The organism is Brevibacillus panacihumi, assembly GCF_003710985.1.
Lineage (GTDB): Bacteria > Bacillota > Bacilli > Brevibacillales > Brevibacillaceae > Brevibacillus > Brevibacillus panacihumi.
In genome coordinates, this window is record NZ_RHHT01000044.1 from 1 (window position 1) to 10,843 (window position 10,843).

Below are 10,843 nucleotides of genomic sequence, written 5' to 3' on the forward strand. Positions count from 1 at the left end.
AATTTAGTTTAGCAGTTACAGGTGTTCCATCTCTATTTCTAGCGTCTGTAGGCACGTATCGATTCGAGTCCCGCTACCTAAAAATCGCTTGGCATCACTACTCAAAATGAGCAATGCTTGCTTTTTTGCTTCCATAAACAACAATTCATCGTGCAGCTTTTTTTGACAGTCGCGTAGTTCCGTATAGTCTGTTCCAAAATATAGATTACAGTTATGTAACAATTTGATCTTTGACTTTTCAATATTTTCCTTTGCTTCTAGATTTGCAATAAAATACTCCCCTGTGGAATTCGTATACTGGTATCCCCTTTGTTGGGCTTCTTTTATCTTTTGGGTCGAGGGGAAATAAGTAGCAAAGCTTTTCACCCCTTCAATCCATCTTTCCTCTAGATTGGAAATGCCGACTTTGTTGAGGTTTCCAAAAGATGTAATTATATTTGTAACAGCTTGATTATTCGTAGAAGCAGCCACGATGAGTGGCGCTTTTTCTTGCTTTAACGCTCTATCTACATATAAATCGGCAACGACCGACTGTAGAAGAGTTGTTTTCCCGGTACCTGGCGGCCCATTTACGGCCAAGATTTCGCCGTCCTGCATGTGATTGAAATGATTGATCGCTTCTCTTTGTGAAGGCGATAAAGGATATTCTCCACCCATCTGACCTGAATGAAGCTTCATATTCGCCAGATCGTTTTCAAGTAATGGAACTAATTTGGCCGGCTCCCGCGAGACAAATTGTTCATATAAACGCAAGGGCTTGTCTACCTTCAACAGATGATTATACAAATTCATGATATGGAATGAAGAGTTTACTGTACGATCAATAAAAAGGTACGCATGATTCTCTAACTCTATTGGTGAATCCTCATCTTCTTGACTTGGAATTTCGTGTTGTTCAAATTTCGCTTTTGTGACATGCTCATAAAACTCTTTGAAGTATGTGACGTAATCTCCCCAAGTCTTCATTTGTTCCATCCGATCTACATGGTTGCTGATAAATCGATCGACGTCATCCACATGGCCAACAGAAAGCTTAGGTTCTACCATAGGTTGCAAGTATTCACGTGGAAACCATGGAACTTTCTTGTCGCTGCTGTTATACGCAAGCTTACCATCTCGATATAGAATCGCTGGAATAAAGTATATTCCCGTTAATTCATCAATCTCATCTTGCGTCTTCTCGTATGCTTCAAAAATGGTTTTTACCGTTTTCATGCAAATAAGGACACTCAGTGCGTTTTTTTGCACCTTGTTTCGCTCATCATCGGATTTATTCGCTTCTATAAAAATTTTCGTACTGACCTCTTGATCAATTTGTCCCCTGATGATTTCTTCTAGATTCAGTATGTAAAAAGCATCGGTCTTAAAATCGATGCCGGAATGAGAATTGGCCGCTACGATACTCCTAAAATATTGTGTGATAGCTTGTGCAGAAATATTCATAACCTTCTCCTAATATGTAGAACTTTTTGAATATGAAAAGGCACAGATAGCGCCTTCCATCCAATTATCATAATACAAACTTCCCCTCACTTCCAATTTACTCAGTATTTTACACTTCTCCGTCTATCCGACTGTTTCGCACGAATGGGAAGGCAACATTTTGAAATGATCCTTGTGTTAAAAAAGAAGCTAAGAACAACACAAGGAGATGAAGCCATGAAACGTTTACATGGAAAAATCGCTCTCGTAACTGGAGCAAGCAGAGGTATTGGTCGTTCTATTGCCTTGCGGTTAGCAAAAGAAGGAGCATTAGTAGTCGTGCATTATGGATCTAACGAGGAAGGGGCTGAATCTGTCGTTCGTGAAATCGAGAGTCATGAAGGAAGTGCCTTTGCCATTGGAACGAAATTTGATTCTTACGAAAGTGTCTTGACATTCTATCAAACATTGGATCATTTGTTAATGCAGCGTACTGGCAGCAGCCGCTTCGATATTTTGGTTAACAATGCAGGAACCTCTCTCAGTGCTCCTATTGAAGAAACAACGGAAGAATCATTTGATGAAATCATGAAAATCAACGTTAAGGCACCCTTTTTTCTCCTTCAACAAGCATTGCCTCGATTACGGGATGAAGGTCGTATCATCAATATTTCTTCTGCTGTAACCCGCATATCTCTGCCCGCGATCCCTGCGTACAGTATGAGCAAGGCAGCAATCGATTCGTTGACCTTGGCTTTATCCACTCAAGTCGCTACACGCAACATTACAATTAATGCAATCCAGCCTGGATTCGTAGCAACAGATATGAATGCCGGTATGTTGAATGATCCGGACTCGTACAAATTCGGCGCTTCATTTTCTGCCTTTGGCAGGTGGGGGCAGCCCGATGATATTGCTGATATCGCAGCGTTCTTAGCCTCCCCAGACAGCCGCTGGGTGACAGGACAATCCATTGATGCGAGTGGAGCTTCTCACTTGTAAGAAAATGACAAAAGCAAAAGTCTGGATTTCCTGAATCGCACCGGTCCCGTCGCGGCCGGCCAGTAGCTCAATTGACCGGCCTTACGACGGGGGCCATTACGAGCGTGATCGATCGGCTGGAACAAGCAGCAAGGATCTGAACCATCGAAGACGTGTCGTAGGACGCAAAAAACACACCGATGTTGGTGTGTTTCCTATTTCACCCGAAACGATAACTTCCCCCACTACTCGTGTTCTTCTGTTTCCGGCAGGGAAAGCGTGAAACCTCATCCGTAGTAACCACTCCCCTCGCCTCCCGTAAAAGTCGCGATATACCAGTGGTTGCCGAACGGATCCTCGATGCCGCCGCTGCGCTCTCCATAAGGCATATCCGCCGGTTCATAGAGGGAGGTTGCGCCCAAATCAAGTGCCCGCCTGTAACACTCATCCGTATCGGGTACAAAAATATGCAAGGTATTCGTTCTTGGCGGAAACCTGTCATTTCCATTAGACAATTCAACGATCGTGTCTCCGATTCGAACTTCCGCATGTGTGATCAAGCCATGCTCATTCATCCCCCGATTCAACACCTGGGCATCGAATACGATTTTCAAAAAGTCAATCAACTGATTCGCATCTTTTACCGTGAAGTACGGCGTAACATGTTGGTATCCTTTCGGCGTAAACGTATCACTCATTATACTTCCTCCTTTTTCTGATGGAATAAAAAAACAGGCTACTATGTTCATTCTAGCCTGCAAGCAAAATCCTGTATTGTAAATTTCTGAACTTAGCTGGGAAGCGCAGCGTGATTATGGTGTCTTCCTGATATGGAACGGTAATCACTTGGGTTGATGCCGGAAAAGGCTTGAAAATCTTTGATGAAATGAGCTTGATCGTAATAACCGCAAGCGAGCGCAATATCCGTCCATATGATCGTATCGCTATTCCCTATCATGCGCATTGCTTCCTGGAAACGATAAATGCGATGGAATTGCTTCGGCGTCATGCCGATCTCTTCTTTGAACAATTGATTGAATCTCCTATGACTCATACCGATGTGTTCCATTACTTTGGACACCCGGGAATGACGCAGTTCTTTCAGCGCATAGTCAACTGAGGGATTTCGTTCCATCGGCAGCGACGCAAATGACAGCAATCTTCGTTCAAGTACTCGGAACATCACTTCCGGCGTTCGCGCAGCCAGCAGTTCGTCACGAAGTTCATTTGCTCTGGCTCCCCAAAAAGTATCCAGCGAAATATGTGTATTAAGGAGCTCAAACAGGGGTTCCTTCATAAACATGCGAATGCCCCCCGGTTTAAAATGGATACCCAATATAGTCGCCTCTTTGGAAGTGTCTATGACAAAGCAATCTACATGCGGACCACAAATAATGGTATGACCGAGCAACAGCTCTTTGTTTTCCCGATTGAAGAGTCGGTTCTGCTCCTCCCCGAGATTGATGACAACTTCAACAGAGCCGTCTGGTAATGCCAACTCCCTGGAATGTGAAGGATGATACCCTTGCATATACCAAAAACTCTCAATAAACATCGATAACGGCATTTGCGGTACATATGTGTGCAGTATCATAGATCATACGCGACGAGTTGCTTTTTACATCGAATAAAACGTCGTGTCGCGTGTCTCCCTCCGCCTTGGTTTGTTGATTATTTTATCATTCGGGAAATCGATATGTAAATATATGTAACTTACCTCTCCACTTCCAGTGCTGCGCTTTACCATCAGTTCAAGGGTTATCTGAAGTGTGGACACGTGAACTAACGGTCTATGAGCAGGTCGGAGCGATCTTTATTCATCAAGGAATATTCGATAACTCCCCACTCAGGCAGGACCGTCATTTTATGTTCTTGCAAGCCTATGCCGCAAATCAAAACGGCTGCCCTGTTCATGGCAACCGTTTTAATTTCCAGTCGCAGCCTACTGCGTCCGGCGTAATACATATCGATTATTCAGAGCGGTATAGCTGGCCACATGCTGCGTTAATGTCCGATCCGAATTGCGTTCGGACGGTGATTTTGATGCCCTTTGACTTCAATATCCGAACAAACGCTTTAATCCGATCTGGATCAGATTGCCGATAGCTGTCTGGCGTAACCTCAGTCGAATTGAATGGAATCAGGTTAACGTGGTAGAGATGTTCCCCAGGTCCCCTTCCCCTTAACAGCTCGGCAACTGCTTCCGCATGCGACGTCGAGTCGTTTACACCTCGAAGAAGAATATACGCAATATACACCTTTCTCCCTGTATGGCGGATGTGACGATCCAATGCCTCCAGCACGTCGCGGACTGGGAATCGGTCGTTGATCGGCATCAGCTCGCTTCGCTGATCGTCGAACGGCGAATGCAGCGAGAAGGTTAGATTGACCTGTGGAAACTCCCGTGTCAGCTTGTCGATCCCCGGCAACAGGCCAATGGTGGAAATCGTAATTCGTCGGTGTCCTAAACCAAAGAGATGCGGGTCTGTCAAAATCCTCACTGCATCAAAAATATGCGGGTTGGCGAGCGCCTCCCCCATGCCCATGAATGAGACGCTGTCCAAGGCGTGGCCATTCAATCGAAAGTGCAGCAATTGGTCGGTAATCTCGTCTGTGGTCAAATTTCGTTTCAAGCCGATGGTACCGGTGGCGCAAAATCTGCACCCGAATCCGCAGCCGCACTGCGTGGAAATACAATACGATTTCCACCCCCGCTCATACGTAAGTCGTACGGCCTCCACGCGTTCGTCGCCTGCAATGGAAAACAGCACCTTGTTGACCTGTTTCGACGTGAGTTCCTTTACCGGAACGATGCTGCAGACGTTCGGACCAAGCATCCGGGTCAGTTCGTCGCGCAAAAATTTGGGCAGTATGGTCATCCGTTCGTATTCACTGATATTTTGCTTGAAAATCGCATCCATGATCTGAGCATACCGATACTCGGGCTGCTTGAGGTCGGATAATATTCGCCGAATCGTTTCATATTTCGAGGTTAGTCTCATGTCTTCTCCTTACCGCCGGAGAAAACGTAAAAAAGCAACCGTCAGTTGGCGCTTTGACACGTCATGAACCAACTATACAGAAAACGCGCATACGTATGCAGACAGTTCGGCTACGTGCACCTGTCGATAGATTGGTAAACCTCCGGCAACCGATTTGTTTTTTTGTGAACCGCCTCACCTAACAGGAACCGGTTCACTGTATCATCTACAACCTCAATCTCCATCGCTTTCATCCTCCTAGAAATGGTTTATTTCTTTCCGTTCCACAATCTTAGTCGCGATATGCTTGCAATACTGTGTCGGCAACCTCCTTTGTCAAAATAAAAAAGAGCTACAAGAAAGTTACCTTTCTTGCAGCTCAAAAAATACGGCACATCCAACCCAGTGCAGGGTATGTAATGGATCTATTTTCTGAGTGAAAAGAATAAGGTAACTTTCTTGCCAATAAAGAATAAAACAAATCCTGCTTCATTCTTTAAAAAAGTGGCAAGAAATATTACATTATCCTCTTCAACTCCAATCGTTAATTGTCAGGGAAATTTTAACATACCGGCTTCTACGTTACAAGATCCTTTAAATGGAGTGCTGTCTTTTGTTAGAGCTTATTATCATGTTCCACGATGATGACGACATTGCCCTTTTTGTGGCCATTTTCAACATAGCTATGGGCCTCTGAAATCTGTTCCAACCGATAGCGTCTATCAATGACCGCTTTTACCTTGCCTGCCTCCATAAGCTCTTTGAGGAAATATAAGTCTTCAGATTTATCGCTGCTTGCCACCCCACCTATTACTTTCTTGCTGCTTGTCATGGAAGTCCATAGCCCTCGCATGATCGGTAACAGCTCCATGTGGACAGCTCGAAGATAGTATCCATTTTGCTTGAGTGTTTTCAAACAACCTGAAAACGAACTCTTTCCAACCGTGTCAAAAATAATATCAAATGTCTCACTGCTTTGGGTAAAATCTTCTTTTGTGTAGTCAATGACCTTATCGGCTCCAAGAGATTTCACCAATTCCAGATTCGTGGTACTGCATACACCCGTAACTTCTGCACCAAAGTATTTGGCAAGCTGCACCGCAAAAGTACCTACGCTTCCGGAAGCCCCATAGATAAGAACTTTTTGCCCGCTACGGATGTTTCCTTTTCTGAGAAAATGCAATGCTGTCATCCCCCCCACAGGAACGGCGGCGGCATCCTCATAGGTCAAATTGGCAGGTTTTATGGCCACTGTCCCATCTTCAGGCAGACATCTGTACTCGGCATAAGCACCAAAACCAAAACCGCAAGCTGCAAAAACTTGGTCGCCTTTCTTATATCGTTTCACATCTAAGCCAGTTGCTTCCACTATCCCTGCTAACTCAATTCCTAATATCTTGACTTTTTTTGGTCGTAGAAGACCATTGAAAAATCTTGCAGCGAACGGATCAGCCTTTCGGATGCGACAATCCCCTGCTGTAACGGTTGTCGCATAAATTTTCACCAGTATTTCATTGTCCCTTGGGGTAGGTTTTGCTACCTCTTTAAGCTGAAGAACATCCGGTGGTCCGTATTTTGTGTACACAATTGCCCTCATGGGTTTCCTCCTATTTGATTTCGGCACGTGCTGCTCCTTCAGATCGCTGTTTGAGCTGCCGTTTATGTTCATTTATGTATACGGGAATCCGGTTCTTAAATTTCAGATATTTCGCAAAACAAAAACACAGCCTGTTTTTCGGCTGCGTTGTAGGTTGAAGTATGGTGGAGATCCCCCATTCATGCAGATTATCGCTTGCCTTGAGGCATTGGTTGAATGCGGCAATTATGGAAAGCAGTCAACTTCCATTCACCGTTCTGCTTGACGAACACGTTCGTATTAATCGATCCCCGATCATTCGGATCAAATGCCTGCTCGGCGAGACGAACCTCCCCGATTGCATGCGCGATCGCTACGTCTGGCGTGACGAATCGGGGCTGCAAATCGGATAATGAGCTGTATTCCAGGACAGAGCCTTTCAGCGGACCGTTAAAAAGCATCTGGTGGACGTCGGCTATTTGCTTTCTTCCCTTCAGGTGTTGACCCATAAAAGTGACATAATCGGCGTCTTCCGTAAAGCAATTACCGTAGGCTTCCCCATCCCCTTTGTTCCACGCGTCGTTCAATCTCGCGAACAGTGTACCGATCGCCTTCAAGTCTTCTTGGTTGGACATTTGAACCATTCCCCTCATAAATGAAATGTGTATTACGGAACTGACCTCTTGTGCTATACTTGGGAGCAAATAAATCTTGATTCAACAATTATCTTATAACACTAAACATCTTAATCCATTAAGATAATATCATCATAAGGAGATCGTTTCCAAATGTCAACAGAAAATTTCCCATTTGATTTTGCCGATCTTTCTTCATTGCAGCAAAAATTGCTGCATGAATTGCGGCAGAATAGCGCACGAGCGGTCATGTTTCATCAACTCATCTCGGAAAAAATGGGGCTGAACGCGACCGATCACAAATGTCTGGATTTCCTGAATCGCACCGGTCCCGTTACGGCCGGCCAGTTGGCTCAATTGACCGGCCTTACAACGGGTGCCATTACGAGCGTCATCGATCGGCTGGAACAGGCAGGTTATGTGATCAGAGACAAGGATCCGAACGATCGAAGACGTGTCGTCGTCAAGTCCGTGCCGGAAGGGTCGGCTCGGATTTCGCCCTTGTTTCAATCGGTTGCGCAATCCACGCTTCAGATCATTTCGCAATATACGGACGAGGAATTGCAGTTGATCCTGAATTTCATCAAGCAGTGCAACGACATGACATTAGCCGAGATGAACAAGCTGAAAGAGGAATGAAAGCCAATACGGCACCGTCGCCGCAAAAAAACACGCCCGATGTTGGCGTGTTTCCTATTTTTGTATGGTGGAGCATAGCGGGATCGTAACCTCTCCCCTGCCAGTGTAGCTGCTCTACCACCGTTGTCGGTTCCACTCCCCTAACAAGTGCCTGAATTTCGAATTACATAAAGTATCCGGCATTCATTTTAACCCACTCTGCAAAAGTATACGGCTTTTGTCCTGTTACTTCCTCAACAGTCGACAATACCGTATACGCCGATTTAGGCGGATTGAGGTGCCAGCGAATTACGTAATCAATCGCGTCTTCCTGAACCCCCATTCTCCTCATTTGCTCACGCTCTTCTTCTTCAGAGCTCTCAACAAATCTGATGTCACGACCAATGACCTCACCAATGATCCGAACTTTATCCTGAACGGACAAACTCTCAGGCCCTGTTAATGTATATATTTTACCTGCATGGCCGTCCGTAGTCAGTGCGACTGCCGCGACTCTTCCAATATCGGCTTCATGCACAGGAGCAATTCGTGCTCCCCCAAATAAATCCCGGACTAGCCCCTCGGAGCGTATGGAATCTGCCCATTTCCGCGCATTTGCCATAAACTCAAAAGCTTGAAGTTGAGTCCACTCCAGTTCGCTTGCTTCCACTGCCCTCTCAAAAGGACCCTTCTCGCCGTTCCATAAAACCGTAACTCTGCGTACTCCTGCCTTCACAGCAAGTTCTACCAGTTCCGGTCCCGTTTGTAACGGGGTATATTCAGCGCCTGTTGTAATCAAATGCATGCCACTTACACCAACCAATGCAGAATCAAGCGTACTCGGGTCACTTAAATCTCCAGCGACAACCTCCACATCAGCAGGAAAATTCGCTTGCAGTGGATTACGCGTCAATGCTCGCACCTTCTGCCCCCTTCGAATCAGTTGGTCGACGACGTGCCGCCCTACTGTCCCCGTCGCTCCTGTTACTAATATGGTCATTCGTTTTCCTCCTCCCGTTTTTGTTCCATCTGCTTGATTTTCTCAGACAAATGTATCTTTGCTTCCGTTAAAGCAGCTAATTGTTTGTTGATCTCATGCATTTTCGACTTATACATAAGGAGTAATTCCTCGCAATACACGTTCTTCTCCTTATGTTCCTGACGCTCAGGATATTGGCAAAACATGATCTCTTTGATTTGATCAGTTGTTAGCCCTAAACCTAGATAAAGTTGAATGGTATTGATGGATTCGACTACCTTTTCATCAAATTCCCTGTAATTATTTTCTTGACGAGAGGTATTGATTAATCCTTTCTCCTCATAATGTCGAATCGAACGAGCACTGACGCCGGTTAATTTACTTACCTTGCCTATTCTCAAAGCGATCACCTCCTGATTGGGGTAGCTAACCATATAATAAACTTTGACATTAGTGTGAAGGTCAAGAATTTGAGGATAAAAATACAAAAAAGCAGTCATGATTGACTGCTTTATGAATGCCAAGGGGGTGCTGATTCAGCTTGCTGAGGAAGCCAGTTCAATGGACAGCGAACCACTGATGTCCGCCTTCAGCCTTCTCATTGCTTTTCTGCTGCCAGCATCAGCTCATATATTTTACGTGTCGTATTTACATTCCTGATCGTCATCTGTTTATACAATTTCGTACCAACCAACTTTGTCATGCTGCCTTTCGTCACGTTTATTTTGTCAATCGCCCACAGAATCGCGCCTGGAGCATACTTCACCGTTTCGATCTCCGGCTTGAAGGTCAGCTGATCGAGAATGGATTCGTCATTGATATCCTCCCATAAAAAAAGGACGTCGCTCCTCATTTTATCATCGTTGGTCCATGATTCGGGAAGCGCGGACATTACCTTTCTCATGTCTTCTAAACTTAGCACCAAAACCTTGATATGCAATCCGAAGGTATTCAGAATCGCTTTTTCGAGAATTTGCGCTATATCATTTTTTGACTGGTTGGCGGTTGTAAAAATGATATTGCCCGAATTGATGTACGTTACGACGTTGTTCATTCCAGCTTGCTCGAATGATTGTTTCAGTATTTTCATATCTACTTTGTTTTTTCCGCCGACATTGATCCCGCGGAGTAGAGCAGTATAAACCATCCGTTACCTCCTGGATTGGCATAATTTCAGAAGGAAGTTATATATCCTTGATTATCAATGTTAACAGAAATTACCTTAAAAGCATATGAATCTAGAAAAAGACCGCCCTAGCAAAGATCTGCGGTCTACCGTACCCAATTCTCGCTTGATCCAACCGGGCTGCCGTTGCTTCCAGATCAGTCGAATGCTGCAATACTCACCTTTACTACAGTATCTGAAATAAAAGTGCGTACTTACACAATGAAAATGTCCATTATACACTCAATGTGAAAAATTCAACATGACTAGGAGCCATTCCTGTAATGAATGAATTTGGGGTTTGAATAAAAAAAGCACCTTCTGTAAACTGGGAAACGTTCCGTCCAAAGAACAATTACCCGTACAGGAGGTACTCCACAATGAAGTATAAGCAATCGAAAAAGCAGAATCAACGTATTCAACAAATTACCGAATTAACCCTTGTTGTCGGTGCAGATATTGCCAAGAAAACGCATGTTGCCAGAG

Annotated in this window: 11 protein-coding genes; 2 read left to right on the forward strand and 9 right to left on the reverse strand. The window is 44.8% G+C overall.

Annotation, left to right across the window (positions count from 1 at the left end; all coding sequences use genetic code 11):
• Positions 1-15 precede the first annotated feature (15 nt).
• The gene (locus EDM58_RS18155) at positions 16-1,443 is read right to left on the reverse strand and encodes an AAA domain-containing protein (RefSeq protein ID WP_122914574.1); all 1,428 of its coding nucleotides are present in this window, start codon (positions 1,441-1,443) and stop codon (positions 16-18) included.
• A 216-nt stretch (positions 1,444-1,659) separates the two neighbouring features.
• Between EDM58_RS18155 and EDM58_RS18160 the strand changes: the two genes are divergently transcribed.
• Positions 1,660-2,424 (forward strand): SDR family oxidoreductase, encoded by a 765-nt coding sequence (locus EDM58_RS18160; RefSeq protein WP_122914575.1) that lies wholly within the window; start codon positions 1,660-1,662, stop codon positions 2,422-2,424.
• A 266-nt stretch (positions 2,425-2,690) separates the two neighbouring features.
• Here the strand turns inward: EDM58_RS18160 and EDM58_RS18170 are convergent, their stop codons facing one another.
• From EDM58_RS18170 to EDM58_RS18190, 5 genes are all read right to left on the reverse strand, one after another.
• A complete protein-coding gene (locus tag EDM58_RS18170) occupies positions 2,691-3,101 on the reverse strand; it encodes a VOC family protein (RefSeq protein WP_023555792.1) in 411 nt (136 codons plus the stop codon).
• Between the two features lie 92 nt (positions 3,102-3,193).
• Complete coding sequence (locus EDM58_RS18175) at positions 3,194-3,997, reverse strand: helix-turn-helix domain-containing protein (RefSeq protein ID WP_122914576.1); 804 nt, start codon at positions 3,995-3,997, stop codon at positions 3,194-3,196.
• A 376-nt stretch (positions 3,998-4,373) separates the two neighbouring features.
• The gene (locus EDM58_RS18180) at positions 4,374-5,405 is read right to left on the reverse strand and encodes a Cfr family 23S rRNA (adenine(2503)-C(8))-methyltransferase (protein ID WP_122914577.1); all 1,032 of its coding nucleotides are present in this window, start codon (positions 5,403-5,405) and stop codon (positions 4,374-4,376) included.
• 595 nt (positions 5,406-6,000) lie between these two features.
• Positions 6,001-6,981: an NAD(P)-dependent alcohol dehydrogenase gene (locus tag EDM58_RS18185; RefSeq protein WP_122914578.1), complete on the reverse strand. Its 981-nt coding sequence runs from the start codon at positions 6,979-6,981 to the stop codon at positions 6,001-6,003.
• Positions 6,982-7,169: 188 nt separating this feature from the next.
• Positions 7,170-7,595 (reverse strand): SgcJ/EcaC family oxidoreductase, encoded by a 426-nt coding sequence (locus EDM58_RS18190; protein WP_122914579.1) that lies wholly within the window; start codon positions 7,593-7,595, stop codon positions 7,170-7,172.
• A gap of 153 nt (positions 7,596-7,748) precedes the next feature.
• On the opposite strand from EDM58_RS18190, the gene EDM58_RS18195 reads away from it, so the two are divergent.
• Positions 7,749-8,234 (forward strand): MarR family winged helix-turn-helix transcriptional regulator, encoded by a 486-nt coding sequence (locus EDM58_RS18195; RefSeq protein WP_122914580.1) that lies wholly within the window; start codon positions 7,749-7,751, stop codon positions 8,232-8,234.
• A gap of 163 nt (positions 8,235-8,397) precedes the next feature.
• On the opposite strand, the gene EDM58_RS18200 is transcribed toward EDM58_RS18195, so the two are convergent.
• From EDM58_RS18200 to EDM58_RS18210, 3 genes are all read right to left on the reverse strand, one after another.
• The gene (locus EDM58_RS18200; RefSeq protein ID WP_122914581.1) at positions 8,398-9,213 is read right to left on the reverse strand and encodes an NmrA family NAD(P)-binding protein; all 816 of its coding nucleotides are present in this window, start codon (positions 9,211-9,213) and stop codon (positions 8,398-8,400) included.
• Entirely contained in the window at positions 9,210-9,602 is a 393-nt protein-coding gene (locus EDM58_RS18205) for a MerR family transcriptional regulator (RefSeq protein ID WP_425455629.1), read from the reverse strand. The genes EDM58_RS18200 and EDM58_RS18205 overlap by 4 nt, the downstream gene beginning before the upstream one ends.
• Before the next feature lie 188 nt (positions 9,603-9,790).
• Complete coding sequence (locus EDM58_RS18210) at positions 9,791-10,339, reverse strand: DUF1697 domain-containing protein (RefSeq protein ID WP_122914583.1); 549 nt, start codon at positions 10,337-10,339, stop codon at positions 9,791-9,793.
• Positions 10,340-10,843 lie beyond the last annotated feature (504 nt).

Coding starts and splice junctions, on each gene's coding strand:
- EDM58_RS18155 (WP_122914574.1), bottom strand. CDS start 1,443: ATGAATATTTCTGCACAAGCTATCACACAATATTTTAGGAGTATCGTA.
- EDM58_RS18160 (WP_122914575.1), top strand. CDS start 1,660: ATGAAACGTTTACATGGAAAAATCGCTCTCGTAACTGGAGCAAGCAGA.
- EDM58_RS18170 (WP_023555792.1), bottom strand. CDS start 3,101: ATGAGTGATACGTTTACGCCGAAAGGATACCAACATGTTACGCCGTAC.
- EDM58_RS18175 (WP_122914576.1), bottom strand. CDS start 3,997: ATGATACTGCACACATATGTACCGCAAATGCCGTTATCGATGTTTATT.
- EDM58_RS18180 (WP_122914577.1), bottom strand. CDS start 5,405: ATGAGACTAACCTCGAAATATGAAACGATTCGGCGAATATTATCCGAC.
- EDM58_RS18185 (WP_122914578.1), bottom strand. CDS start 6,981: ATGAGGGCAATTGTGTACACAAAATACGGACCACCGGATGTTCTTCAG.
- EDM58_RS18190 (WP_122914579.1), bottom strand. CDS start 7,595: ATGTCCAACCAAGAAGACTTGAAGGCGATCGGTACACTGTTCGCGAGA.
- EDM58_RS18195 (WP_122914580.1), top strand. CDS start 7,749: ATGTCAACAGAAAATTTCCCATTTGATTTTGCCGATCTTTCTTCATTG.
- EDM58_RS18200 (WP_122914581.1), bottom strand. CDS start 9,213: ATGACCATATTAGTAACAGGAGCGACGGGGACAGTAGGGCGGCACGTC.
- EDM58_RS18210 (WP_122914583.1), bottom strand. CDS start 10,339: ATGGTTTATACTGCTCTACTCCGCGGGATCAATGTCGGCGGAAAAAAC.